The sequence below is a fragment of the Acidovorax sp. 107 genome, assembly GCF_003058055.1.
In the GTDB taxonomy this organism is placed as follows: domain Bacteria; phylum Pseudomonadota; class Gammaproteobacteria; order Burkholderiales; family Burkholderiaceae_C; genus Acidovorax.
The window spans coordinates 1758216-1782604 of record NZ_QBTZ01000001.1; the positions used below are offsets into that span (position 1 = coordinate 1758216).

Below are 24389 nucleotides of genomic sequence, written 5' to 3' on the forward strand. Positions count from 1 at the left end.
GGCTCAAGGCCGCACCAGCCGCAGTGGCTCGCCCACGCGCGCCTTCACCACGTCGTCGCGGTGGAAGGGCAGGGTATGCCAGCGCTTGGCCGAGAACTCGCGCATCTGGTCGTTGGCGTGGGGCGATGCGGGGTTGGTGGACTGGCCGTAGGTCAGGATGGCCTGGGCCACCGGGCCCTTGGCGTCGAAGGTCACGGTCTGCACATAGCTGGTGCCGTAGTCGATGCGCAGACCCGCCTTGTTGATGGGCGCGGGCTCTTGGCGGCCCAGGTTGTTGAGCACGCCTTCAAACTCCTCGCCGCCGTGCAGCGCAATCGCTTCTTCGGTGATGGCGGGGCGTTGCACGCTGCCCAGCGTGGCGTCGAGCGTGTAGCCGCTGGTGCGGATGGCCTTGACGGCGCCGTCCAGCGCCTCCCACACCTTGGCAGCGGTGGTGGCGTCGTCCATCTTCAGGCCTGCCGGGGTGGCCACGGGTTGCGCAGGGTCGAAGGGCACGCGGTGCACGCCGGGGATGTTGCGCGCGGTGCGCCAGAACTCGCGGAACACATGGGCGCCGCGGGCATCGACGTTGTTGCGGCGGTCCCAGCCTTTGAGGGCCGTGCAGCCGTCGCGGGATTCGGCCGTGGGGGCCTTGTCGCACGCAGCCAGCAGGTCGGGTACTACCACTTGGGCCATGAAGTTGCGGTTCTCGAACAACTGGCCCTGGATGGCCTGCAGCGTGACCTTGCCCCGGCTGAGCATTTCAGGAATCTCGGCCAGACCGGCGCGGGTGCGTGGCCGGGTCAGGCTGGCGTCGCCCACCAGGGGCGAGATGCCCTCAAACTTCTGGCCGGGGTGGGTGTAGACAAAGCTGTCGTTGCTGTTGTGCACCCAGTCTGTGCGGAAGGCCACCGGCATGCGGCCGATGGGGATGAGTCCTGGCACGGGCGATGCGTTGTCGCGGCGCCAGTCGCAGTCGGCGCGTGATCCGTTCAGCACCACCAAGCCGGCTGCGGCGCGCAGTGCGGCGGCGGGCTGGCTGGGGGCGCAACGGGCGAGCTGGGCGGCGTCCACGTCGGGCACCACGCTCACGTCGGCATACATGGCCTGGCCGCTGCGGTCGGCCGCCAGCGTGTTCACCCAGGGCAGGCCCAGGTTGGCGTGGGCCTTGTGCAGGTCTTGCACCGAGCGTGCACGCGCAAAGGCCAGGGCCGCGTCCATCATGCGGGTGTTGCCGGTGTTGGCGTCGCGCAGGGCGTAGGCGGTCTTGGCGTTCCAGGTCAGGCCCGCGCGGGGCACCACCACCAGCGGGCCCCAGCGGGTGGACCACACGGTGTGCTCCCGCGTCTGCAGCTTGCCGTCCGGGCCGGGGATCTGGGTGTTGACCTTGCGGGCGGTCATCTTCTCGGGCTTGCCGTCCACCAGGTAGGTGGTGGGGTCGCCTTCGGCCAGAGTGACTTCGTAAAAGGTGAAACGCTTGCCGGTGGACACCGTGTGAGACCAGGCCACGTCTTTGTTGAAGCCGATGGAGACCATGGGGTAGGTGCCGATGCCCACGCCCATCACGTCCATCTGGCCGGGCATGGTGAGGTGCATTTCATAGAAGCGATTGGGGCCGCTCCACGGGAAGTGCGGGTTGCCCAGCAGCATGCCGCTGCCGTTGGCCGTCACGTCCTTGCCAAAGGCCCAGGCGTTGGAGCCCAGGGGCGAATCGAGCAGGCCCACATCGCGCAGCGCCTGGGCGGCATCGGCCAGGTTCACGTCAGCAGCGGGTGCCTGCGCCGCCTTGGCGGCGGGCGGCTGGGCGCCCAGCATGCCGTCGGCCAGCGCGGCGATGCCAGCCTGCACGGCCACCACTTCGGCCATGCGGCGGTACTGGGCCATGGTCATGGGTTGCACCCAGGGCTTGCCCCGGCAGGCCTCGGGCAGCGTGGCGGCGTTGTCGACCAGGAATCGGTTGTAGCCCGCCACATAGCCGCGCGCCAGGGCTTGCGTTTCGGCACTGGTCTTGGCCCAGGCGCGCTCCAGCATGGCGTCGTCCATGTGGGCGGCCATGAACAGGTCGATCTGCGCGTTGGGGATATAGCGGCGGCCCAGCAGCCCGATGGTCTGTGCGCCAAAGGTGCTGCTGCGCTGGCCCCGCGCGGTCACAAGCTGGTCAGCAGTCATGCAGACGTTGTCTTGCGCGTAGGCGTACGCCACGCCGTAGGCCAGCGATTCGGCGTCGTTCGCGGTGATGTGCGGAATGCCGTAGGTGGTGCGCTCAATGGTCACGCTGCGGTCTGTGCCTGCAGCGCCTGGCTGGCCGGCGCAGCCCGCCAGGAAGAGGGCGGTGCAGGCCGCTGCCAGGGTGGTCAGGGCCATCGAGAGGCCGCGATGGGTTGAGGGTTCGTGCATGGGTTTGTGTCTCCGTTTGTGTGGGCCCGCAACGCAGAGCAATGGCTGCGGGGTGCTGTCGTCGCACGTTCATGCTACTGCCCAGTAACACTGCAAAGAGGTGGTGGTCTGGCCACGAATGGTGGCAATATCGCCACCATGCCCCTTGCCAAAACTGCCCCGCCGTCTTGCCTGAACGTAGGCATCCTCTGGGGGCACGGCAGCATTGCCAGTACCGCCGCCGCTGCGGTGGACGCTCTGCGCGCCATGAACATGCTGGCGGCGATGCGCCCAGGGGGCGCGCAGCCCGTGGTGCGCTGGTTGTGGCTGCAGATGCCGCAGGAGCGCGATGCCGCCCCGCCGCCGGTGCCCGGCGCAGACGTGGGCCCAGAGGTGCTGGATGTGGTCGTCATCCCCGGCTGGCTGGTCCCCACCGGGCCGCAGTTGCGCGAGATCAGTCAACGCTATAGCCAGCACTTTGGCGCCATGCTGCGGGGCCACCTGCAGCGGGGCGGGCTGGTGGCAGCGCTGTTCAACGGGTCCAGCCTGCTGGCGCACTGTGGCCTGCTGGCGGGGCGCAAGGCGGCGTTGCCCTGGGTGTTTGCGCCGTCCATCGTGCTGCAGTCCAGTGAGAGCGGCGCCAAGACGGTCGATGTGGCTGAAGTGATCTGGCAGCGGGAGCGAACCTGGCAGCGCGATGGCGCCCTATGGACCACGGCCTCGCTGCAAGACACCCTGGCGGCCATGCTGGACTTGCTGGCCCAGACACCGGCGGCCGAGCTGGCGCAGGCCGCATCGCACGCGCTGCTGTTCGATCCCCAGCGCCAGCTGACCGCCACCACCGCCATGGAGACCCCCACGGGCCACCCCCTGGCTGCGGGCGCGCTGGAGCAGGCGCGGCGCTGGCTACAGGACCACCGCAACGAACCCTACAGCCTGCAGGCTACGGCCCGCGCCGCCGCCACCAGCCCGCGCACCTTGCTGCGCTGGTTTGCCCAGGTGCATGGCGAAACACCACAGGACTACCTGCACCGGCTGCGCATTGCCCAGGCCCAGGCGCTGCTGCAGACCACCTACCTCACAGTGGACGATGTGGCGCAGCAATGCGGCTACAACGACACGGGAAGTTTCCGCAAGGTGTTCACCCGCGTGGCGGGGGTGACGCCAGGGGCCTACCGTCAGCGCTTCAAGCTGCGCACGTCGCGCAAGCAGTGGCTGGGGCGGCAGGGGCTGTCTGGCGACGACGGGCCGGTGTAGGCAGGCCGATGGCATTCGCTGTCGCTGGTGGGTGTTTGCGCCAGCGCCGGCGGCGATAATGCTGCGTTGCTATTGAATCAATAGCTGCTCAGGCATGATTTACTAGCGCTTGGTGCTGTTTTGATTCTCAAACTGTTTTTTGTTGTCATTCTTCTCCATGCAAGCCCTGCTCGACGCCATTGCCGCCATGCCCCTGCCCACCGACGCCCAGCGCGTCTTCCACGGCCGGGGTGGGCTGTTTCCGGGCTGCGAGCAGTGGGTGCTGGACGCGTACCCGCCGGTGCTGGTGCTGACGAGCTTTGCCCCAGTCAGCGACGCCGAACTGGAGATCATCGGCGCGGCGCTGCAGGCACGCTGGTCGCAGATTGCGCCCGAAGGCCAGCCGCTGAACTGGGTCTTCCAGCACCGGGGCGAGGCCCTGCGCATTGAGGGCCGCAGCGAAACGCGCCTGATGGCCGGCGCCGTACCTGACCCCCATGTGGTCACCGAAGCGGGCGTGCGCTACCGCGTGCATGTGCTGCGTGGCCAGAACCACGGCCTGTTCCTGGACATGGCCGCAGGCCGCCGCTGGGTGCATGACTACGCCGCCGCGCGCAGCCAGGACCGCTACGGCCTCAAGGTGCTGAACCTGTTTGCCTACACCTGCGCGTTTTCGGTGGTGGCGCTGCAGGCGGGCGCCAAACAGGTGGTCAATGTGGACATGAGCCATGGCGCCATCGGCATCGGGCAGCAGAACCACCAGCTCAACGGCATCACCTCGGGTGCCACCTTCCTGCCGCACGACATCTTCAGCAGCTGGGGCAAGATCAACCGCAGCGGCCCGTATGGCCTGGTCATCGTGGACCCGCCCAGCTACCAGAAAGGCAGCTTTGTCGCCACCAAGGACTACGCCCGCCTGATGCGCCGCCTGCCCGACCTGCTGGCCCCCGGCGGCCAAGCACTGCTGTGCCTCAATGCGCCCGAGCTGGGCCTGGCCTTTTTGCAGGACCAGATGCAGGAGCTGGCGCCAGAACTGCGGTTTGTGGAGCGTGTGGCCAATCCGGCTGTGTTTGCCGATGTGGATCCGCAGCGCGCGCTGAAGGTGCTGGTGTACCAGGCGCCTGAACTGGCGGCGACAGCCTAAAACACCCCCATCCCCAGCCCCGCCGCCATCGCCTCACCCAGTGCGCGGCAGCGCTCCAGGTCGGCCGGTGCAATCTGCTTGGGGGCCAGGATGGCCTCGGGCGTTTGTGCGTGGGTGCAGACGATCAGTGGGTCTGCCACAGGCCGCAGGCGCCAGCCGGTGGCGATGCGTGCGATCTGGCGGGCGGCGTTGGTGCCGTCGCTGCCAGCGCAGACCAGGCTGGCATAGGGGCGGCCATTGATCTGGTCGAGTGCGCCGTAGTAGGTGCGGTCAAAAAAGTCCTTGAGCAGGCCGCTGACAGCCGCCAGGTTTTCGGGCGTGGCAAACAGATAGCCGTCCGCTGCCAACACATCGGCGGCATGGGCCTCAGGGGCGGTCAGGAGCCGTACGGTCACCCCGCTGTCAGCCGCTGCCGCGCCAGCGCAGGCCGCGTCCACCATCTGGTGGGTACCGCCGGTGAGCGAGTGGTAAACGATCAGCAGGTTTTTGGCAGTGTGCATGGTGCCAGCATAGACGGGTGTGTAGACGCGGCGGGTGCCTGCGGGCGTTGCGTCCCGGGGGCATGCGGGTTTTCCCAGCGCCGGTGTGTGCGAATACGCTGCTGAGACCTGGGTTCGCTGCCAGAATGGGGCCCTTTGCAGCACGCACCGTCCGCATCCATGCGCTTGATTTCCTCTGTGTCCCGTTGGCTGCAGACCACACGTTCTCGGCTGACCCTGCTGTTTGGTGGCACGGCGGTGGCCACGGGCCTGGCGGTGGGTCTGTTGGCTGACGAACTGTTGACCCGACAGCTCACGGACCTCAGCGGGCAGTCGCTCATGAACTCCAGCCAGCCCATTGCGTTGGCGCTGGCCCAGGGCATGCAAGAGCGCGAACGCGAAATTTCTCTGCTGAGCCACCTGCCCATGCTGACCCAGGGCTCAGGCTACAACCCGCAATTGCAGGCCCACCTGGAGCAGATCCGGCAGTCCTACCCGTTCTATTCATGGATCGGCGTGACCGACACCCAGGGCGTGGTGGAGGTGGCCACGGGCAATCTGCTGCAGGGCCAGGATGTGTCCCAGCGGCCCTGGTTTAGTGCGGGCCGCCAGGGGCCTTATGTGGGCGACGCGCACGACGCGGTGCTGCTGGACAAGCTGCTGCGCGCGCCAGGCAGTCCGGTGCCTTTGCGTTTCATGGACTATGCGTCGCCCGTGCGCGGGCAGGACTCTGCGCTCAAGGGCGTGGTTGCCGCGCATGTGAACTGGGCGTGGGTACAGGACATCATCCACCGCGCAAGTCCGGCCGCACCTTTGTCCAACGGCCTGGAGGTCATGCTGGTCAACAAGGACGGCGTCATCAACACCGAGGGCGCGGTCGAGCAGCCCCGCGCAGCCTTGCCCATCCTGCCTGAGCCGGGCGCGTTCCGCGTGATGTCCTGGGGCGACACGTCCAGGCAGGCTTACCTCACGGCCGTGGTGTCGGTGCGCGCCCAGACCGCCACCGACCTGGGCTGGTTGCTCGTTACGCGGCAGCCGCTGGAGATGGCCTTGCAGCCCATCAACCGCCTGCACACCCTGCTGGCGCTGTTGTTGGGTCTGATGGCGGCGTTGCTGGCCGGGCTGGCCTACGGGGTGGCCCGGCGCTTCAGCCAGCCGGTGGAGCGCCTGGCCGAGGCCGCGCGCCAGGTGCAGGCCACCGGACAGGTTGCCGCGCTCGACTTCGAGATGAAAACGGTGGAGTTTCAGCACCTGCGCTCGGCGCTGCAGAACATGGCGCAGGGCCTGCTGGAAGGCCGTGCGGCACTGCAAAGCGCCAACGCCGAGTTGGAGCAGCGCGTAGCCGAACGCACCGTGGCCCTGCACCAAAGCGAGCAGCGGTATCTGTCGATCCTGGAGGACCAGACCGAGATCATTTGCCGGTTTGACGCCAGCAACCGCATGACCTTTGTGAACGAGGCGTTCTGCCGGCTGTTCCACCTGCGCCGCGACGAGGTGGAGGGCCAGGTGTGGGCACCCATCGTGCACCCCGACGATCTGCCCCTGGTCACGCAGGCGCTGCAGGGCGTCAGCCCTGCGCAGCCGCTGGCGGTGGTGGAAAACCGCGTCGTGACGGGCGACGGAACCATCCGCTGGTGCCAGTTCAGCAACCGCGCCTTGTTCGACGACAACGGCCAACTGATGGAGTGGCAGTCGGTGGGGCGCGATGTCACCGAGCGCCGCCAGCTCGAAGCCGAGCTGGCGCAGGCCTCCGAGCAGTTTCAGGACCTGTACGACCATGCGCCTTGCGGGTACTACGCGCTGGACGGCCAAGGCAAATATGTGCACCTGAACCTGCTCACCTTGCAGTGGCTGGGCATGCCGCGCGAAGAAGTGATCGGCAAGCTGGGCCCGGCGGATTTCTTTGACGAGGAAGGCCGGGCGCAGTTTGTGGCGAATTTCCCGACCTTTTTGCGGACCGGGAAGATCGGGCCGCTGGAGTTCAACCTGTGCGGCCGTGGCCGCGGGCCGCGGCGGGTGAGCGTGTCGTCCACCGCCATCCTCAACGCGCAGGGCGAGTACGTGATGAGCCGCTCCATCATGTACGACGTGAGCGAGCTGCATGCCGCACGCCAGCAGCTGCACACCCTGAACCTGGAGCAGCACGCGATGCTGGACAACGACCTGATCGGCATCGCCAAGGTCAAGGACCGCGTCATTGTCTGGCGCAACCCGGCGCTGGAGCGCATCTTTGGCTACGCGCCCGGCGCCCTGCAGGGCCGTACGACCGAAGAGAGGTTTGTGGACCGCGAGGACTTCCTGACCTTTGGCCGCGACGCCTATGCGGTGGTGGCCTCGGGCCAGCACTACCGGCAGCAGCGCCGCATGCGCCGGGTGACGGGCGAGGAGGTGTGGATCGACGTCAACGGCGTGATGCTCGGGGCCGAGGGGGAGTCCCTGTGGCTCATGCAGGACATCACGGCCATGAGGCAGTACCAGGAGCAGGTGGAGCACATTGCCTTCCACGACAGCCTGACCGGCCTACCCAACCGGCTGCTGCTGGCCGACCGGCTGGCCCAGGCCTTTGCGCTGTGCGACCGTACCCATACCCAGGCGGCGGTGTGCTATCTCGACCTCAACGGCTTCAAGCCCATCAACGACCGCTATGGCCACGATATGGGCGACGAGGTGCTCAAGATCACTGGCCGCCGCTTGCTGGAGCAGGTGCGTGGCAACGACACGGCGGCCCGCATCGGGGGGGACGAGTTTGTGCTGGTGCTCACCGCCGTAAAGGACCCGGCCGAGGTGAGCGTGGCGCTGCAGCGGGTGATGGCAGCCATCGAGCAACCCATCGACCTGGGCGGAGGCCGCGTGGTGAGTGTGTCGGCCGCGGTCGGCACCGCCCTTTATCCCCGCGATGGCACTACGACGTTCGGTCTGCTGCGTGCAGCCGACCAGGCCATGTACGCCGACAAGGGGCATGTGTCGGCCGAGCGCAGCCTGTGATTGCCTTTTTGTGCAACCGCGGGCCCGATGCGTGGATGGGCGTCAGCCGCCCGACATCAGCACCTCGGTGATATAGGCCCACTCTGACGCCTCTACCGGCGTGATGGACAGGCGGCTGCCCTTTTGCAGCACCCGCATGTCCGCCAGTGTCGGCTGGGCGCGCAGCTCGGCCAAGCTGATCAGCCGCGTCTTGCGCACGGCCTGCACGTCCAGCAACAGCCAGCGAGGGTTGTCTGCCGGGGACTTGGGGTCGTGGTAGGGCGATGCAGGGTCGAACTGCGTGGGGTCGGCGCGGGTGCCGCTGGCCACGCGGGCCAGGCCGGCAATGCCAGGCTCGGGGCAGCTGGAGTGGTAGAACAGCACGCCGTCCCCCACCTGCATTCCATCGCGCATGAAGTTGCGGGCCTGGTAGTTGCGCACGCCGGTCCAGGGCACGGTGGCTTGGGGCGCGACCAGGGCGTCGTCGATGGAGCACTCGTCGGGCTCGGACTTCATGAGCCAAAACCGTGCTGGTTGGTCTGCGGCGGGCGAAGGGTGGGTGGGGTGTGGAGCGGAGGCCATGGGCGCATTCTGTCCAAGATGCAGCGGCTGGTGGTGGGCAGCCTGCGCCACGCAGGATGCTCATCGTTTGCTATGTTGTTAATAGCTATTAAGGCATATTCAACCTGCGCTTGCGGCCAAAAGTACCCCAAATCACCCTGTACATGCTGAAATTGGCCCTCCATCTGTGCTGGCAGATGGCACAACCCGGTTACGTTATCTCGCCGGTCTCCAGCCTGGATTGCCCTGTTATCTGCCCATGAAACGACCTTCTTCACCCTCCACTACTCGGGGCGCACGTAACCCGGCTGCCCGCACCGGCAAGCGCGCAGGTGGCTGGCTGCTGGGCCTGTTTGCCCTGCCATTTGCGGCTGTGGGCGTGGGCATGCTGCTGCTCAGCGTGCTGCCCACGCTGTACGACTGGGCACGCGTGCAATGGTGGCAGCCCGTGCCCGCCACGCTGGTGACGGCACGCCTGGAGACCAGCCGCAGCAGCAAATCCAGCTCCTACACCGTCAAGGCCAGCTACCGCTATCAGGTGGCGGGGCGTGAATACCAGGGGGATCGCGTGGCGATCAGTGGCGGTGGCGACAACGTGGGCGATTTTCAGGAAGCGCTGGGTGCGCGGCTGGAGCAGGCGCTGCGCGATGGCGCGCCCGTACAGGTGTGGGTCAGTCCGACCGACCCTGCGCAAGCAGTCATCGACCGCAGTCTGCGGCCCGGTCTGCTCGCCCTGAAGATGGTGTTTGTGGTGGTGTTTGGTGGCGTGGGTGTGGGGCTGCTGGTGCATGTGCTGCGACCGGCCCGTGCCGCGCAGGGCCTTGTGGGCAGCAACGGCCAGCCGCTGACCGCCGGGATGCCCGGGCGGGTGGAGCGCATACCTGGCGGGGTGACCATGTACTTTCCGGCCGGACGTTGGTGGGGACTCAAGCTGGCGCTGGCATTGTTTGGTGCGGTTTTTCTGGCCGTGGGCGCGTTGGTGCCTTGGGAGCAGGAGGCATCAGCAGATGTGGCGCCGTGGCTGTTGCGCCTGGTATTCGGCGGTGTGGGCGGCATGGTACTGCTTGGCAGTTTCTACGCCCTGGCCAACAGCCTGCGTGTGCGACTGGACCACAACGGCCTGCGTACCGAGCGGCGCCTGCTGGGCCTGATGCTGCAGTGGCACCAAGTGCCCGGCCCCGAAATCGCCCGGCTGCGTGTGGTGGAGAGCTACGCGGTCCAGAGCAACAGCCGCCGCGAGGTCTACTTCCGCATCGTGGCCGAGCTGTGCAGCGGCAAGAAGATCACCGTGGCCCAGGATCTGCAGGGTCGAAAAGACGCAGACCGGATGCTCGCGGCCATCGGCAGCGCCACGGGCTACCCCGTTCGCTGACCTCCATACAAAGGCCATGCAAACGCTGGCCGCGCTGCGTGCACCGCTGGCGTGTCACAGCTTGGGCTTGTTGTCCTTCATGGCGTCCAGTGCCTTTTTCCGAGCGGCTTCTTCCTCATTGTTTTTCTTTTCCAGGACGTCGTAGCGTACCTTGTGGTCAACGATTTGAATGGCCGACCCGACGATCATGTCAGAGGCGTGGTGGCGATTCAGTTTGACATTCAGCTGAATTCCGCATTTGGATTCAAAACCTCCTGGCACGGCCAAGTTGATACCGTCGCCTTTCAGCCGGGACAAATCGGTGCGTGGGGTGGTTACGTTGCCACCGGCCCCAAAGGGGCACATACCAATGGAAGCCTTGTGGGGCATCAAGGCATAATTTCTGTCATATGCCCACAGCAGGGACTGTTCATCGGGCGTAATTTCAGAGGGGGCGCCATACTTCTGCTTCAAAGCAGAAAGAAAAGTCGCTTTGGGAATATAGTCCCCTTCCGGGTATTTTTGTGCACGCCCCAGAAACCATATTTTCCCTGAGTCATCCTGCAGCGCGATCATGTGGTCGTTCACGTTGTTATTCTTGTTTTCGGCAATTCCCTGAATGCCGACCACCTTGCCCTCGCGTGTCTTGATTTCACTGAATTTATAGTCGGCATTCACCTTTTCCATCAACGGTTTTTGCGTGGCCAGCAGTGCCCCGATCTTGACGCCTCCAATGTCTGGAAGCGGTTGTGCAAAAACAGAGGATGCCGCAATGGCAAGGCTTGAAATAATGGTGGTTTTAAGAAATTGCATGGCAAATAAGACGTTGATTTGTATTTAATGCAGGCAGTGTGGATAAAAACGTGCCCGCACATATTGCGTCACCCTGGCCAGAGCTCTCTTGCCTCCAGAGGGCGCACGCATCTTATCGGTGTCTTGTTGCCGGTGGGGAGCACGCAATTTTTAATTTGTTTCAAATAATTTCTTTGGTGTATTTGTGTATTAATTGCCCGCCCTCGTGATTTTCTAACGGGTCGGCTAGGACGGGTTGTGCATTTCTTCGCAAGGAAATCGACTTCCGCGATGAAGCCGTAGGCGCATGGGAGCCGACAGTAGGCCGCTCTCCGGTTTCAGCCCGCCTTGCGAAATGTGAGGTTGATGCGCAGCGCTCCCGTCATCGCATGGGTGGCCTCGGCCAGCGGCCGCACGCCATGAAAACGCAGCCGCGCCGGGCCTCCCCATACCACTACGTCGCCGTGCCACAGGCCCACACGCCGGGCCTTGTCGGCACGCTCTGATCCACCCCACAGGAAGATGGCCGGGATACCGAGGGACACGGACACGATGGGGTGGTCGTAGTTACCCTCATCACGGTCCTGGTGCAGTGACAGCCGCGTGCCGCACTCGTATCGGTTGATGAGGCAGGCGTCGGGCGCAAAACCGGGGTAGCCCGCCGCCTCGGCAGCGTCGTGGGCGAGTTGGCGAAACACCGCAGGCATGGAAGGCCAGGGCAAGCCGGTGGTCGGGTCGGTGGAGCCATAGCGGTAGCCGCCGCGGTCGCTGATCCAGCCCAGCGCGCCGCTGTTGGTCATGGCCACCGACATGCGCTGCCCGCCGGGGGTGATCAGGTGCCTGAAGGGGGCCTGGGCCGTGACGGCATCCACGGCCTGCAGCAGTGCGGCTGCCTGAGGCAAGGCAAGGCCCCGCAGCACCACAGCGCACTCGGGGGCCTGGGGTGTGGCGGGCAGGTCGTCAAACAGGCCGAGGGTCATCGCTACCTATTCAGCGTCATGAAAGATGATGCCCACTGTGTGCCGCTGGCCCGATCGGACGCGGCTTACCCCATGGCGCAGGTTCACGCGGTAGGTGCCGCGCGTGCCCTGCACGGGGCGGTGGTGCACGGCAAACACCACGGCGTCGCCGCGCGAAAGTGGCACCACCTCGGCCCGCGACTGCATGCGCGGGCGCTGTTCGGTCAGCACGAACTCGCCGCCGGTGAAGTCGCGCCCCGGCTCCGACAGCAGGATGGCCACCTGCAGCGGAAACACATGCTCGCCGTACAGATCCTGGTGCAGGCAGTTGTAGTCGCCCGGCCCGTACTGCAGCAGCAGCGGGGTGGGGCGCACCTGGCCGGCGGCGTGGCAACGGGCGATGAAGTCGGCATGCTGCGCGGGGTAGCGCACGTCGATGCCCATCGCGGCGTTCCATTGGTTGGCGATGGGGGCCAGATGCGGGTACAGCGCCTTGCGCAGACCCGCTACCCGATCAGGCAGCGGGTAGCTGAAGTACCGGTATTCACCCTGGCCAAAGCCGTGGCGTTGCATGACCACGCGGCTGCGAAAGGTGCCCTCCGGCGCGTGCCCGTACAGCCGGGTCAGCACGGCGCATTCGGTGGCGTCCAGCAGTTGGGGCAGCACGGCATTGCCCTGCTGGTGCAGGGCTTCGGTGGTGCTTTGCCAGTCGATAGCGGCTGCGCGTTGCTGCCACACGCCGTCCGCTGGCGTGCCGGATGTTGAAAGAGTTGAAAGAGCCGCCAAGCTCATGCCACCTTCTCCGCCGGCAGCGGGGCCGCCTCTACGTCGGACTCGCGCGCCAGCAGGGCGCGTTTGCGCTCCACGCCCCAGCGGTAGCCCGACAGCGCGCCATCGCTCTTCACCACCCGGTGGCACGGGATGGCCACTGCCAGCCCATTGGCCGCGCAGGCCTGGGCCACGGCCCGCACAGCCTTGGGGCTGCCGATGCGCTGCGCCACCTCGGCGTAGCTGGCCGTTTGTCCGGCCGGGATGGCCTGCAGCACCCGCCACACCCGCTGCTGGAACGCGGTGCCGCGCACATCCAGCGGCAGGTTCAGCCCCAGGCCGGGCGCTTCGACAAACGCCACCACCTGCGCCACCAGGGCTTCAAACGCGGCGTCGCCGCCGATCAGGCGGGCCTGCGCAAACCGGTCCTGCAGCTCGCGCAGCAGGGCATCGGGGTCGTCGCCCAGCAAGATCGCGCAGATGCCCCGGTCGCTTTGCGCCACCAAAATGGCGCCCAGCGAACATTGGCCGATGGCAAAGCGGATGTCTTGCGACGCACCCCGCGCACGGTACTGGCTGGGCCGCATGCCCAGCACCTGGGCCGACTGTTCGTAAAACCGGCTGCTGGACTGATAGCCTGCGCCATAGATGGCGTCCGTCACCGAGTCCGTGGTCGGGCTGTCGAGCGCACTGCGCAGCCGCTGCGCACGCTGGGCCACCGCATAGGCCTTGGGGGTGAGGCCCGTGGCCTGCTTGAAGATGCGGTGCAGGTGCGAGGCGCTCAGGCCCACGCGCGCTGCCAGTGCATCGAGCGTGGGGGCATCACCGGGCGCGGCGCTTTCGATGATGCGGCAGGCCTCGGTCACCAATGCCGCGTGGTGCGACAGCGCGGTGGTCTGGCGCGGCTTGCAGCGCTGGCAGGGGCGGAACCCGGCGCGCTCCGCATCGTCGCAACTGGCATGGAACAGCACGTTCTCCGGCCGGGGTGTGCGCGACGCGCAGCTGGGGCGGCAGTACACGCCCGTGGTCTGCACCGAGTACCAGAACGTTCCATCGGCCCCAGTGCTGCGCGCCAACACCGCCGCCCAGCGCGGGTCGGCCTGGGTGGCGGCGGCCTGCGAGGTTTTGGTGTTGGGGCGGTGGCGGGTGGGCATGGGGGCGCTGCGGGGTAGAAGGGTGGACACGTTCATCATGGTGCACGGCTCACTAGGTGGGTTGCAATGCCATGCACTCTAGGGACGGAGGCCGTGGGGCGCACTCCGAAGCTTGCTTTTGAATTCTGCGCTTTTGCGCAAGGCTCTTTGCACGCACCAGATTGCTCATTTATTGATAGCTGCCAGCGCATGATTTACCTGCGCCACAGAGCAAAAATACCCAAAATTACGTTTCAGGTGGCTGCAGCGGCCGGGGCCGCCGTTTGCCTGTGCCGCCCCAGCGCAGCGCGTCTTCGCCGGGGATGCCCAGCGGGTTGTTGGCGGGTTCGCTCAGGGGTGCGAGCAGGGCGTGTAGATCGGCCTCGCTGAATTTGACCGCGCCCTCGGCATCGTGCCCCAGAACGCCCTGGGCCAGCGCGGCTTTGCGGGCCTGCAGCTCCAGCATGCGCTCCTCGATGCTGCCTTCCACCACCAGCTTGTAGACGAACACGGGCTGGTCTTGCCCGATGCGGTGGGCGCGGGCGGTGGCCTGTTCTTCGACGGCGGGGTTCCACCACGGGTCGAGGTGGATCACGGTGTCGGCGGCTGTGAGGTTCAGGCCCAGGCCACCGGCCTTGAGGCTTACCAGCAGGATGGCGGCGCTTACGTCGCCCTGCGCCTGGAACTTCCGCACCACCGCGCCGCGCTGGCGGGGCGGCGTCTGGCCTGTGAGGGTGAGGTAGGGCAGGGCCAGGGTGTCGAGCAGCTCAGCCGCCAGCGCCAGCATTTCGGTGAATTGCGAGAACACCAGCACGCGGCGGCCTTCATCGACCAGGGCGGGCAGCAGGTCGGCCAGCAGTTCGAGCTTGGCGCGCTCCATGGTGTGAGCCGTTTTCGTGGTTCCTTTTACGAGTCGCGGATCACAGCAGACCTGGCGCAGCTTGAGCAACGCGTCCAGGATGGCGATTTGCGAGCCTTCAAAACCCTGGCGCTCCAGTGCACGGCGCACCTGTTTGTCGGCGGTGGTGCGCACGGCCTCGTACAGCTCACGCTGCTTGCCTTGCAGCTGCACGCGCAAGGTGGTTTCGGTGCGCGGCGGCAGTTCGGTGGCCACGTCCTGCTTGCGGCGGCGCAGGATGAAGGGGCGCACGCGCTGCGACAGCAGCTGGGCACGCAGGGTTTCGCCGTTTTCTTCGATGGGCTTGCGCCAGCGGGCGTTGAAGCTGCGCACATCACCCAGAAAGCCGGGCATCAAAAAGTCAAACTGCGCCCACAGCTCGCCCAGGTGGTTCTCCAGCGGCGTGCCCGTCAGGCACAGCAGGTGCGGTGCCTGCAGCTTGCGCAGGGCGCGGGCGCTGCGGCTGCCGGCGTTCTTCACCATCTGGGCTTCGTCCAGGATCAGCAGGTGAAAGGGCTGCGCGGCCAGTGCCTCCACATCACGCCACAGCAGCGGGTAGGTGGTCAGCACCAGGTCATGGTCGGCGATGTGCAGGTAGCGTTTGCCGCGGTCCGCGCCATGCAGGGCCAGCACGCGCAGGCTGGGCGCCATGCGCGCGGCCTCGGCCTGCCAGTTGAAGAGCAGCGAGGTGGGTAGCACCACCAGCGCCGGGCGCTTCAGCCGCCCGGCCTCCTTTTCGGTCAGCACGTGGGCCAGCGCCTGTGCGGTTTTGCCCAGGCCCATGTCGTCGGCCAGGATGCCGCCCAAGCCCTGGGCGCGCAGGTATTGCAGCCAGGCCAAGCCTTCGAGCTGGTACGGGCGCAGTTGTACCTGCAGCCCCTGCGGCGCGGCTACGGGCTGGGGCGTGCCGATGCGGCGCAGGCGCTTGGCGAGTTGTACCAGGCCCGCATCGCCCTGCAATTGCCAATCGTTGTTCCACCCGTTCACCGTGCCCACGCGGTGCGCCTGCACCAGCCCGGCGCGCAGGGCCTCGATGCGGCGGGCCTCCCACGCGCCCAGGCGCAGTGGGTCGCCATCCTTGAGTTGTCTGCGGGTGGGGTCGGTCAGCAAGTCCACCATGGCGCCCACGATGGCTTTGAGCGGCCCGGCGGGCGCCTCTATGCGCTTGCCGCCGGGCGCACGCAGCGAAATGATGGCGATGTCATCGATGGCGACCATCTGCCGCGCATTGAGCCAGCGGGCGTCGCGGCGCAGCAGGTCGGCCAGCATGGGGGCCAGGTCCAGCGTCTGCCCGTCGATCTCGATGCCCAGGCTGAGCAGCCAGGCGCCCTCGCGCTCGGGCAGCATGAGCTTTTGCACCGGGCGCTCGCGCGGGGCCAGGGGGCCGTCCACTTCCTTGCCCAGCATCTCGCCGGTGTCGGGGGCGATCAGCAGCTTCCAGCGCAACACGGGCACGCTTTCGTGCGCAAAGCCGGGGTGCACGACGACGCTCCAGCCTTCGGCGCGCAGCTGGGGCACCACATCGGCCCAGAAGTCGCCAAAGTGCGCCTCCTGCGGCAGCGTCCACACGGGGCCCAGCGTAGCGGCGGCTGCGCGGTGGCGCCACTGCAGGCTTTTGGGGTCCACGGGGGTCAGGCCCAGGTCCCACACGCGGTCCATGGCATCGGCCTCGGCGGCCAGGTTGCGCTGCATGCGCACCACCGGGCCACCGGTGTCGAACAGGTCTTGCACGGGGGACGGGCGTGCGTTGAGGATGGAGGTGGGAGCGGGCGTCTGCCAAGTGGCGCCACCATCGGTGCGATAGGTCCAGTCGATCTGTACCAGCGTCACGCTGTCACCACGCGGGCCCAGCTTGCCCTGGGGCGCCATGCCCAGCAGGCCGTCGCCCCGGCCCAAGGTCATGAGGGTGATGCGCGGGCGAAACTGGCCGGGGACGACGCCATCGGGTGTGTCGGGCGCCGCGCCGTGGCCCGGCCGGTGCCCGCCATCGCCCCGCAGCTGGGCCATGACCTGCGAGGCCTCGGCATCGGTCAGTGGGGGCAGCTGCTGCAGGGCGGCACTGTCAGCCCGGTTGCGCAGTGCCTGGGCCCATTGCGCGACCACATGGGCCCGGCCTGCGGGGGGCATTGGTGGAACGGGTGACGGCGGCAGGCTGGGCATGGGCTGGCATTGTGCCCATGCCCTGAGCGTGGTTGGACGCTAAGCGCTGCGTTGGGTGCCCAGCGCCAGCGCAAACAGCTCGTTACGAAAGTGGATGCCCAAGCGGCTGAATGCGCGGTTGCGGTAGGTTTTGACGGTGGGCAGGCTCAGGCCCAGGTCGCAGGCAATGCCCTCTTGCGTCATGCCTTGCAGCAGGCGGGCGCACACGTCCAGCTCGCGCTCGGTCAGCCCCGCGTGAGCGCGCAGCAGGCGTTCGCGCAGCGCTGGCAGGCTGTGGGACAGCCCGGGGGCTGTGGCCTGTGGCGGGGGCTGCAGCGCGGGTTGCAGCACGCCGGTGCGCTGGGCCAGGGCGATGTGCTTGCGGGTCAGCGCCAGCAGCACCGGGGCCATGCCCTCAAAGTCGCTGATCTGCCGGTCCTGAAACGGCTTTTGGTGCTGGTGGCGGTAGAAGTTGACGGCAAAGACCGAGCCATCGCTCTCGTGTTCCACCACCGACACCCGCTCGGCGACGCCATGGGCTTCGTACACGCGGGCGCGGTGCTCAGCGTCCACCTCGGGCGCGGTCAGGTGGCACAACTGGGTGGGCGCTTCGGTGGGGGCGGCATCGTCCAGCGAGCGGCCCCAGGTGCGGTCGGTGCGGTAGGGGCCCGACAGGTACGCCCACCAGCAGTCCTGCGTGGTGTCTGGAATGCCGTAACTGGCCGACATGAACAAGGTCGGCTTGCAATGGCGCCCGGTGCGGTACACCGACCACGACGCTGCGGGCAGCACGGGTGCCAGCTCCTGCAGCATGCCGCAGGCAAACCCGTCGTCGCCCAGCTGGTGAACCATGGCGCCCAAGGCCGAGCCCGTGAGGTTGGGCGGGGGCGCGATGCCGCCGCCCGAGGTGCTTGCAGGGAGCCAGTGCCTCATGGGTTGCGCGGGGTGTGCCGGGTGGGCGTTGTCATGGCTGTCATCTTCAGGGATGACAGGGGTCAAGCACCACGGGATTTACGCTAGGTGCAACCCGAGCCAGGCCGGGTACACGCCGCCCGGCATGTGCCAGCCCCTTGCCAGACACCCGAAAGATGGAGCCCATGACCGAACCCGTGCCCTTTGTGGAACCCCGTTTGCGATTTTTTGCCGACCTGCGTGTGGAGGTGGGCGCGCCCCAGGAGGTAGGCCGCACCGTGCACGGCCTGCGCCGGCTCATCCCCATCCTGGGTGGGAAGGCCCTGGGCGACGGCTGGCAGGCCAGGGTGATGCCTGGCGGGGCGGATTTTCAGCTCATCGTGAGCGACACCCTGGCCGAGCTGGACGCGCGCTACACGCTGGAGGCCGACGGCGGGGACCTGATCTATGTGCAAAACCGCGCCGTGCGGTCTGGCCCGCCCGAGTTGATGGCCCGCTTGGTGCGTGGCGAGGTGGTGGACCCCGCGCAGATCTACTTTCGCTGCAGCCCCCAGTTCGAGACAGCGTCTCCCGCGCTGCGCTGGATCGGGGAGCGTATGTTCACCGGCACGGGCGCGCGGTTTCCCGATGCCGTGGCCATGCGGTTCTGGGAGCTGATGTAGCCGCACCGCAGTCCCGTATTTCTTTTTTTGATGACCGACAGCACACAACAACACCCTGGAGACCTTGTCATGACCTCTTTTTCCACGTTCACCCGCACCTTGTCCTGTGGACTCTCCCGTCGCCACGCCTTGCGCAGTGTCTGCCTGGCAGCCACGGTGGTGGCGGGCCTGGCCCCTGCCACCGGCGCCCTGGCGCAGACGGCGGGCTACCCCAATAAGCCGGTGCGCATCATCGTGGGCTTTCCAGCAGGCACGGGGCCGGACATCGTCGCGCGGCTGCTGGCGCAGAAGCTGTCTGAAGGCTGGGGCAACCTGGGCGTGATCGTGGACAACAAGCCCGGCGCCGGTGGCCTGATCGCTGCGACCGAGGCCGCACGTGCCACGCCCGATGGCTACACGCTGATGCTGGGCGAAACCGGCCAGCTCAGCATTGCGCCCAGCAGCTACAACAAGCTGCCGTACGACCCGCAAAAGGACTTTGCGCCTGTGAGCCAGGTGGTCACCGCCGACTTTGCGTTGCTGGTCAACCCGCAAAAGGTGCCCTCGCGCAATGTGAAGGACTTTGTGACCTGGACCCAGCAGCAAAAGGGCCTGTTCCTGGCCACCTTTGGCGCGGGTACACCCGGTCACTTCGGTGCCTTCATGTTTGGCGAGGCCGTGAAGCTCAAGCCCGAACCGGTGCATTACAAGAACACCACCGATGCACTGGGCGGCCTGTTCAGCGGTGACGTGCAGGGCGTGTTTGCCAGCGTGGGCCTGGCCGCGCCCAACGTGAAGGCCGGCAAGCTGGTGGCGCTGGGCACCACAGGCGGTACCCGGTCCAACGCACTGCCCGATGTGCCCACCATCAAGGAGCAGGGCTACCCCAGCCTGGAGTTCAACTCCTGGTTTGGCATCGTGGCCCCGGCCAAGACGCCCCCCGAGATCGTCGCCAAGCTGAGCGCCGACATCATCAAGGCCGTGCAGTCGCCCGAGGGCAAGGCCAAGATGGAAGAGGCCGGCTTCCGCGTGACGGGCACCAACCGCGAAGAGTTCGCCCGCATCATCGCGGCCGACACGGTGACCTGGGGCAAGGCCGTGGCCGCCACGGGCTTCAAGGCCGACTGAGTCGGCACTGCCTCGTTATTGCCGGGCGCTACGCATTCCGCTCGCAGGGCGGCGCCAGGCGATAGGGGCAACGCCCTTCAATTTCCAAAAAATCCGCGCACCTCTCTCAGCGACGCCCTGACGGCCGTCGCCGGGCGATCCTGCGCCAATGGTTCACCCCCACAAGACCGATTCACCGAGGAGACCACCATGCCATCCCTGTCATTGGACACCCCCATCGCGCAACGCGTTGCGCTGCCCGCCGCCGTTCTGCTGCCCCTGTTGCTCAGTGCCTGCGGCGGCGGCAACGCCGTGCTGGTGACCGAAAGCGCCAACCCGGCCGCCGCTTGCGCCGCGTTGAGCACCAACGCGCAGCTCAGCAACACCAACTTGTCCACCAGCTATGTGCCACCCGGCACGCGCCGCCCCGGTGGTGCTGCCACGGGCGACTTTTTGCCCGGGCACTGCGTGGTCACGGGCGCCATCAACCCGCGTGTGGGTGTGGATGGCAAGAACTATGCGATCGGTTTTCAGTTGAGCCTGCCCGACCGGTGGAACGGGCGCTTTCTGTTCATCGGCGGGGGCGGCAACGACGGCATCCTGCGCGACACCTCGCTCAGCTCCAGCATCTCGGGAGGCACGCCGTCGCCGCTGGGGCAGGGCTTTGCGGTGGTGTCCACCGATGCGGGCCATACCGGCACCAGCGCCAGCTTTGGCGCTGACCCGCAGGCGCGCATCGACCATGCCTACAACTCCTACGACAAGACGGCCGTGGCCTCCAAGTCGCTCATCAGCACGCGCTACGGCCGCAAGCCGGACTACTCCTACTTCTCGGGCTGCTCAGGCGGTGGGCGCCAGGGCATGATGTTCTCGCAGCGGTTCCCGGACTACTTTGACGGCATCACCGCCGGGGCGCCCGCCATGCGCGTGTCCAGCGGCGCCACCGTGGCCGCCATGTGGAACACCATCCAGTTCAACGCCATTGCGCCGCAGGATGCCAGTGGCAACCGCATTCTCTCCAAGGCCTTCAGCAACAGCGACCTCAAACTGGTGGCCACTGCCGTCAATGCCACCTGCGACGCCGCCGACGGCGTGGTGGACGGCTTGGCCCAGAACGTCAATGCCTGCAAGGCGTTTGACCCCGCTGTGCTGCAATGCACGGGCAGCAAGACCGACAGCTGCCTGTCGTCCGCCCAGGTGGGTGCGCTCAAGAGCGTGTTTGCCGGGCCCCGCAACTCCGCCGGCAAGGCGCTGTACACCGGCCAGCCTTGGGACGCCGGCCTGGCGGCACCGGGCTGGCGGTCGTGGACGCTGGGCAACTCGACCACGGCCACGCCCGATGCGCGCTACATCACGCTGATGGTGGATGCACTGGTCAACGAGTTCTTCACGCCGCCCGATCTCTCGTTCAACCCGCTGGCCTTCAACTTCGACACCGACCCCGCACGCATGGCGGCGTATTCGGCCATCTACGACACCTATGCCGATGACAAACTGGCGGCCTACAAGCAGCGCGGCGGCAAGCTGCTGTTCATCCACGGCATGTCCGACCCGATCTTCTCGGCGTTTGACACAGTGGACTACTACGAACGCCTGGCGGCCAACAACGGCGGCGTGGCGGCAACGCAGAACTTTGCGCGGACCTTCCTGGTGCCGGGCATGAACCACTGCTCGGGCGGCCCGGCCACCGACAACTTCGACTCGGTCCAGACCATGGTGGACTGGGTGGAGAAGGGCATTGCTCCGCAAAGCATTGCGGCGAAGGCACTGCCTGCAAACACCGACTTCCCCAACCGCACGCGGCCGCTCTGCCCATACCCGCAGTTTGCCAAGTACAAGGGCTCGGGCAGTGTGGAAGATGCCAGCAGCTTTGTCTGCTCGGCGAGTTGATGCGCAGCCGGTACGACGTCGCTACGAAGAAAAAAGGGCCCTCGGGCCCTTTTTTCTTGTTGCCATCTGGCTCAGGGAGTCAGCGTTTCACTGCAGAGGTTGACGCCGGTGGCGGCAAGCGCAATTGGGCCTGCTGCACCACACGGATGCAGTCACGCAAATGCTGCTCCCCCAGGTAGCGCAGCGTGGCGTAGCCGATGGTGGCCGCAATGGCCTGGCCGGCCAGGGGCACATACTTGGCCACCTGCTTCGTGCTCAGCCGCAGCCCCACGGTCTGGGTTGCGCGGAGGACCAGTTCGCGGGTGATCAGCTTGCCAATGAGCACAGACCCCACCAAGCCCACCGCCTTTTGCACCTGCTCCCGCTTTTTGGGGTCCAGCTGGTCGATCTGCTCGGCCGACAGGCCGAACTCGGCGTTGATCTGCGGGATCAGGCGCGAGAGCAGGGCGGCGTCCACTGCCCAGTCGAGCCCTGGCACCGGCACCACGCTGGCGGCTGCCGCCACGACGGCGCGGCGGTGCAGCAGCTTGCGCGCACGGCGCACCGTTGCGGCCAGTTCAGGGTCTCCAGCGGCCATCTGTAGCGAAGTGGGCATGGTTGGCAAAGTGTGGGTGACAGCAGTGGAGTGTGATCAGCAAATGATGCACACGCCGTTCAGGATTTGCCCTTGACCAGGCCATACACCACCAGCAAGGCGACGGCCCCGAGCACCGAGGCGATCCAGCCAGCGCTGTCACCCTGGGCGTACCAGCCCATCGCCATGCCCACATAGCTGGCCAGAAACGAACCCGCCACCCCCAGCAGCGCGGTCATGATCCAGCCCAATTTGTCGTCCCCTGGCTTGATGGCGCGGGCGATAAAACCCACCACCAAACCAATCAGCAGCATCCCCAGCAGTGACAGCACGTTGTTCCCCTTAATAGTTGGTCCAGACGATGGAGTCACTTTACAGATAAGGCAGTCAAACCGCTGTCGGACAATGCCCCCTGTCAACGTCCCGCAGGCAGGGACGTGCTGGGAGATTGGAGTGCCAGGGGTCGCAACGGGCGTTCGAAAAGGCAGCGCTCAAACCGGTGCGCCTGCAGATCCATGCCCGAGATCTGGTGCTCGGTGCGGGCACAGACATAACGACCGGCAGGCAGGCTGGCCCAGGCCGCCTGCGTGAGCAGAATTTCGTTGGCCATGGCGATGTCTTCGCCCAGCTTGCAGGCGCAGTTCATCTCCGGGCCAAACAGGTCTTCACGCGCAATCACCAGGGTTGGGCCAAAGCCGATGCCTGCGCTCACGTTCAGCGTGCGCTCCGGGGGCAACACGGTGTTCATGGCGCCCAAGGCGCGCAGGGTGTCCAGCGCGGCCTCCAGGGCTTGTTCGGGGGTGGCGAACACGGCAAACAGGTTGTCCGCCTCCTGCTTGATGACCTCACCGCCATTGCCCTCGATAGCAGGGCGGGCGGCCTGCTCCATCTGGTGGATCATGGCCAGAAAATGAATGATGCCGTGGCTCTGGGTGATCCGGGAAAAGCCGCACATGTCGAGCACCAGGATCGCGACATTGCGGACAAAGGCTTCCTCGATGGCCGCGTCAATCGCCCCGGCGTCGTGGGTGGGGGTCTGGTTGCGTTCTGACAGCAGGCGCCTCAGATAACCTTTGTCGTGCGCTGTGGCGGCATCTGGAGGCTGTGCGGGGGTGTGGTGCATGGCAACGCCCTGTGGGTGGTGTCCGACATGGTAGCGCGGCCGGTGCTGGCGCTGTGGGGTGGGGCGCGGGGCTACAGTGGGGCATCCGGCGGCGTGGCCCGATGCCCTCCTTGGCCTCCCAAATCGCCGCAGCCACCCATGCCATCCCTGATCGACAGAAAGGTGTAACCCCTATGTTCACAGCTTCAACCGTTCCTTCGTTGCCTCTTACTGCACAAGCAGCGCGCCGCCCGTATCCGCACGGGTTGCTCCGGCTGTGGAAACGGCCAGCCGCCTTGCTGGTCGTTGCATGCAGTCTGGGTGGCGCTCTGGCGCTGCCCACCGTCGCACAGGCGCAGGGCGACGAGGCATCGCTGTCCCGTGGTGCGGTGCCAGACGCCACGCCGCAGCAACGTTACCAGTCGGCCATCCGGGAGGCGGGGGGCGGGCTGAAGGTGAGTCTGGAAGAGTGCCGGGCCATGCCGGTGGCGGAGCGCAAGGGTTGCGAGTCCGAGGCCCGGGCACGTTATCAAGCCGACATGGCGGCCGCCAAGGCGTTGTTGCGGGGTGATCCGTCCGCAGGCCCGGTCAACATCACCGGCGGCCCGATCCGCAGCACCGAGACGGTCTACGTAGTCAAGCCATGACGCTCCACGGCGCCTAAACCCGCAGGCCTGCTTATCGCTGTGTCTGCGGGGCTTGGGCGCTTTCCACGCCTTCAGCCGGTGTCACGCGGCGTGCGCCATTGAAGCGGCGGGCCCAATAGGCGATGCCCATGTCTTCGACCCGAATTTCGGAACCGCTGCGGGGCGAGTGGATGAACTTGCCGTCGCCCACATAAATGCCCACATGGCTGAAATTGCGGCGCATGGTGTTGAAGAACACCAGGTCGCCGGGTTGAAGTTCTTTCTTGTCGATGACCTGGGTAGCGGCTGCCTGCTGGTCTGCACGGCGAGGCAGCATCAGGCCCACCGTCTGTTCATAGATGGCGCGCACGAAGCCGCTGCAGTCAAACCCGGTTTCGGCACTGTTGCCGCCGCGCTTGTAGGGCACCCCCAAAAAACCCATGGCGTTGACTACCAGGTCGCCCGCGCGGCCTGCCACGTTCTGGGCCTTGTCGGCCACCTTGTGGCTCACGTCTTCAAGTCGGGTGAACAGCCCTTTGTCCGCGAGCAAGCGGTCCATATCGTCAGAATTGGTGCCCTGGGGCGCGGCGTGCGCAGCGGTGGCGCAGGCGAGGATGAGGATGCAAAACCATCTGGACATGGGGGCGAAGGGTAACACGGTATGGTTATTTATCAAAAATAAGCGTTTTCGCAAGCTGTTGATTTGATTCAGATAAATGGAGTTGCCCTGCGTTTTCACTGATGGAGGCAGCCTGCAG

At 66.5% G+C, this 24389-nt stretch carries 21 protein-coding genes; 8 read left to right on the plus strand and 13 right to left on the minus strand.

Going from position 1 to position 24389, the window contains the following annotated elements:
* Nucleotides 1-3 precede the first annotated feature (3 nt).
* Nucleotides 4-2376, minus strand: a complete 2373-nt coding sequence (locus tag C8C99_RS08380; RefSeq protein WP_056644372.1) for a penicillin acylase family protein — start codon at nt 2374-2376, stop codon at nt 4-6.
* 138 nt (nt 2377-2514) lie between these two features.
* Here C8C99_RS08380 and C8C99_RS08385 point away from each other — a divergent pair, with 138 nt between their 5' ends.
* Nucleotides 2515-3612, plus strand: coding sequence for a GlxA family transcriptional regulator (locus C8C99_RS08385; protein WP_233247180.1), 1098 nt, complete (start codon nt 2515-2517; stop codon nt 3610-3612).
* 157 nt (nt 3613-3769) lie between these two features.
* Entirely contained in the window at nt 3770-4735 is a 966-nt protein-coding gene (locus C8C99_RS08390; protein WP_056644376.1) for a class I SAM-dependent methyltransferase, read from the plus strand.
* Here the strand turns inward: C8C99_RS08390 and C8C99_RS08395 are convergent.
* Nucleotides 4732-5235 (minus strand): flavodoxin family protein, encoded by a 504-nt coding sequence (locus tag C8C99_RS08395; protein ID WP_056644379.1) that lies wholly within the window; start codon nt 5233-5235, stop codon nt 4732-4734. The two genes, C8C99_RS08390 and C8C99_RS08395, sit on opposite strands and share 4 nt — an antisense overlap.
* A gap of 159 nt (nt 5236-5394) precedes the next feature.
* Here C8C99_RS08395 and C8C99_RS08400 point away from each other — a divergent pair, with 159 nt between their 5' ends.
* Nucleotides 5395-8199, plus strand: a complete 2805-nt coding sequence (locus C8C99_RS08400; protein WP_108625456.1) for a diguanylate cyclase domain-containing protein — start codon at nt 5395-5397, stop codon at nt 8197-8199.
* Nucleotides 8200-8241: 42 nt separating this feature from the next.
* Here C8C99_RS08400 and C8C99_RS08405 read toward each other — a convergent pair whose 3' ends face one another.
* Nucleotides 8242-8760 (minus strand): EVE domain-containing protein, encoded by a 519-nt coding sequence (locus C8C99_RS08405; protein WP_056645042.1) that lies wholly within the window; start codon nt 8758-8760, stop codon nt 8242-8244.
* A gap of 238 nt (nt 8761-8998) precedes the next feature.
* Here C8C99_RS08405 and C8C99_RS08410 point away from each other — a divergent pair, with 238 nt between their 5' ends.
* Nucleotides 8999-10111 (plus strand): DUF3592 domain-containing protein, encoded by a 1113-nt coding sequence (locus C8C99_RS08410; RefSeq protein WP_108625457.1) that lies wholly within the window; start codon nt 8999-9001, stop codon nt 10109-10111.
* A gap of 54 nt (nt 10112-10165) precedes the next feature.
* Here the strand turns inward: C8C99_RS08410 and C8C99_RS08415 are convergent, their stop codons facing one another.
* From C8C99_RS08415 to C8C99_RS08440, 6 genes are all read right to left on the minus strand, one after another.
* Nucleotides 10166-10903 (minus strand): hypothetical protein, encoded by a 738-nt coding sequence (locus C8C99_RS08415; RefSeq protein WP_146186021.1) that lies wholly within the window; start codon nt 10901-10903, stop codon nt 10166-10168.
* Between the two features lie 317 nt (nt 10904-11220).
* Nucleotides 11221-11862, minus strand: a complete 642-nt coding sequence (alkB, locus tag C8C99_RS08420; RefSeq protein ID WP_108625459.1) for a DNA oxidative demethylase AlkB — start codon at nt 11860-11862, stop codon at nt 11221-11223.
* 6 nt (nt 11863-11868) lie between these two features.
* Entirely contained in the window at nt 11869-12633 is a 765-nt protein-coding gene (locus C8C99_RS08425) for a 2OG-Fe(II) oxygenase (protein WP_233247181.1), read from the minus strand.
* Nucleotides 12630-13763 (minus strand): bifunctional DNA-binding transcriptional regulator/O6-methylguanine-DNA methyltransferase Ada, encoded by a 1134-nt coding sequence (ada, locus tag C8C99_RS08430; RefSeq protein WP_108625461.1) that lies wholly within the window; start codon nt 13761-13763, stop codon nt 12630-12632. The genes C8C99_RS08425 and ada overlap by 4 nt, the downstream gene beginning before the upstream one ends.
* Before the next feature lie 226 nt (nt 13764-13989).
* Nucleotides 13990-16800: a DEAD/DEAH box helicase gene (locus tag C8C99_RS08435; RefSeq protein ID WP_108625462.1), complete on the minus strand. Its 2811-nt coding sequence runs from the start codon at nt 16798-16800 to the stop codon at nt 13990-13992.
* Between the two features lie 39 nt (nt 16801-16839).
* A complete protein-coding gene (locus tag C8C99_RS08440; RefSeq protein ID WP_233247182.1) occupies nt 16840-17712 on the minus strand; it encodes a LuxR family transcriptional regulator in 873 nt (290 codons plus the stop codon).
* Between the two features lie 164 nt (nt 17713-17876).
* Here C8C99_RS08440 and C8C99_RS08445 point away from each other — a divergent pair, with 164 nt between their 5' ends.
* From C8C99_RS08445 to C8C99_RS08455, 3 genes are all read left to right on the plus strand, one after another.
* Nucleotides 17877-18353: a DUF3237 domain-containing protein gene (locus tag C8C99_RS08445; protein ID WP_108625463.1), complete on the plus strand. Its 477-nt coding sequence runs from the start codon at nt 17877-17879 to the stop codon at nt 18351-18353.
* Between the two features lie 69 nt (nt 18354-18422).
* Complete coding sequence (locus tag C8C99_RS08450; protein WP_199226360.1) at nt 18423-19460, plus strand: tripartite tricarboxylate transporter substrate binding protein; 1038 nt, start codon at nt 18423-18425, stop codon at nt 19458-19460.
* Nucleotides 19461-19649: 189 nt separating this feature from the next.
* Complete coding sequence (locus C8C99_RS08455; RefSeq protein ID WP_108625464.1) at nt 19650-21329, plus strand: DUF6351 family protein; 1680 nt, start codon at nt 19650-19652, stop codon at nt 21327-21329.
* 79 nt (nt 21330-21408) lie between these two features.
* On the opposite strand, the gene C8C99_RS08460 is transcribed toward C8C99_RS08455, so the two are convergent.
* The 3 genes from C8C99_RS08460 to C8C99_RS08470 form a co-directional block, all read right to left on the minus strand.
* Nucleotides 21409-21924 carry a hypothetical protein gene (locus C8C99_RS08460; protein ID WP_108625465.1) on the minus strand — a complete coding sequence of 172 codons (516 nt, stop codon included), beginning with the start codon at nt 21922-21924 and terminating at the stop codon, nt 21409-21411.
* A 59-nt stretch (nt 21925-21983) separates the two neighbouring features.
* Nucleotides 21984-22235, minus strand: a complete 252-nt coding sequence (locus tag C8C99_RS08465; RefSeq protein ID WP_056644397.1) for a GlsB/YeaQ/YmgE family stress response membrane protein — start codon at nt 22233-22235, stop codon at nt 21984-21986.
* A gap of 83 nt (nt 22236-22318) precedes the next feature.
* Entirely contained in the window at nt 22319-23026 is a 708-nt protein-coding gene (locus tag C8C99_RS08470; RefSeq protein ID WP_108625466.1) for an adenylate/guanylate cyclase domain-containing protein, read from the minus strand.
* Nucleotides 23027-23301: 275 nt separating this feature from the next.
* On the opposite strand from C8C99_RS08470, the gene C8C99_RS08475 reads away from it, so the two are divergent.
* Nucleotides 23302-23652 (plus strand): hypothetical protein, encoded by a 351-nt coding sequence (locus C8C99_RS08475; RefSeq protein ID WP_233247183.1) that lies wholly within the window; start codon nt 23302-23304, stop codon nt 23650-23652.
* Nucleotides 23653-23683: 31 nt separating this feature from the next.
* Here C8C99_RS08475 and C8C99_RS08480 read toward each other — a convergent pair whose 3' ends face one another.
* Entirely contained in the window at nt 23684-24271 is a 588-nt protein-coding gene (locus C8C99_RS08480) for a C40 family peptidase (RefSeq protein ID WP_056644405.1), read from the minus strand.
* Nucleotides 24272-24389: the final 118 nt, after the last annotated feature.

What these genes read in the sequence shown, in the direction of transcription:
- C8C99_RS08380 (WP_056644372.1), bottom strand. Translation starts at nt 2,376, where the DNA reads ATGCACGAACCCTCAACCCATCGCGGCCTCTCGATGGCCCTGACCACC.
- C8C99_RS08385 (WP_233247180.1), top strand. Translation starts at nt 2,515, where the DNA reads ATGCCCCTTGCCAAAACTGCCCCGCCGTCTTGCCTGAACGTAGGCATC.
- C8C99_RS08390 (WP_056644376.1), top strand. Translation starts at nt 3,770, where the DNA reads ATGCAAGCCCTGCTCGACGCCATTGCCGCCATGCCCCTGCCCACCGAC.
- C8C99_RS08395 (WP_056644379.1), bottom strand. Translation starts at nt 5,235, where the DNA reads ATGCACACTGCCAAAAACCTGCTGATCGTTTACCACTCGCTCACCGGC.
- C8C99_RS08400 (WP_108625456.1), top strand. Translation starts at nt 5,395, where the DNA reads ATGCGCTTGATTTCCTCTGTGTCCCGTTGGCTGCAGACCACACGTTCT.
- C8C99_RS08405 (WP_056645042.1), bottom strand. Translation starts at nt 8,760, where the DNA reads ATGGCCTCCGCTCCACACCCCACCCACCCTTCGCCCGCCGCAGACCAA.
- C8C99_RS08410 (WP_108625457.1), top strand. Translation starts at nt 8,999, where the DNA reads ATGAAACGACCTTCTTCACCCTCCACTACTCGGGGCGCACGTAACCCG.
- C8C99_RS08415 (WP_146186021.1), bottom strand. Translation starts at nt 10,903, where the DNA reads ATGCAATTTCTTAAAACCACCATTATTTCAAGCCTTGCCATTGCGGCA.
- alkB (WP_108625459.1), bottom strand. Translation starts at nt 11,862, where the DNA reads ATGACCCTCGGCCTGTTTGACGACCTGCCCGCCACACCCCAGGCCCCC.
- C8C99_RS08425 (WP_233247181.1), bottom strand. Translation starts at nt 12,633, where the DNA reads ATGAGCTTGGCGGCTCTTTCAACTCTTTCAACATCCGGCACGCCAGCG.
- ada (WP_108625461.1), bottom strand. Translation starts at nt 13,763, where the DNA reads ATGCCCACCCGCCACCGCCCCAACACCAAAACCTCGCAGGCCGCCGCC.
- C8C99_RS08435 (WP_108625462.1), bottom strand. Translation starts at nt 16,800, where the DNA reads ATGCCCAGCCTGCCGCCGTCACCCGTTCCACCAATGCCCCCCGCAGGC.
- C8C99_RS08440 (WP_233247182.1), bottom strand. Translation starts at nt 17,712, where the DNA reads ATGAGGCACTGGCTCCCTGCAAGCACCTCGGGCGGCGGCATCGCGCCC.
- C8C99_RS08445 (WP_108625463.1), top strand. Translation starts at nt 17,877, where the DNA reads ATGACCGAACCCGTGCCCTTTGTGGAACCCCGTTTGCGATTTTTTGCC.
- C8C99_RS08450 (WP_199226360.1), top strand. Translation starts at nt 18,423, where the DNA reads ATGACCTCTTTTTCCACGTTCACCCGCACCTTGTCCTGTGGACTCTCC.
- C8C99_RS08455 (WP_108625464.1), top strand. Translation starts at nt 19,650, where the DNA reads ATGCCATCCCTGTCATTGGACACCCCCATCGCGCAACGCGTTGCGCTG.
- C8C99_RS08460 (WP_108625465.1), bottom strand. Translation starts at nt 21,924, where the DNA reads ATGCCCACTTCGCTACAGATGGCCGCTGGAGACCCTGAACTGGCCGCA.
- C8C99_RS08470 (WP_108625466.1), bottom strand. Translation starts at nt 23,026, where the DNA reads ATGCACCACACCCCCGCACAGCCTCCAGATGCCGCCACAGCGCACGAC.
- C8C99_RS08480 (WP_056644405.1), bottom strand. Translation starts at nt 24,271, where the DNA reads ATGTCCAGATGGTTTTGCATCCTCATCCTCGCCTGCGCCACCGCTGCG.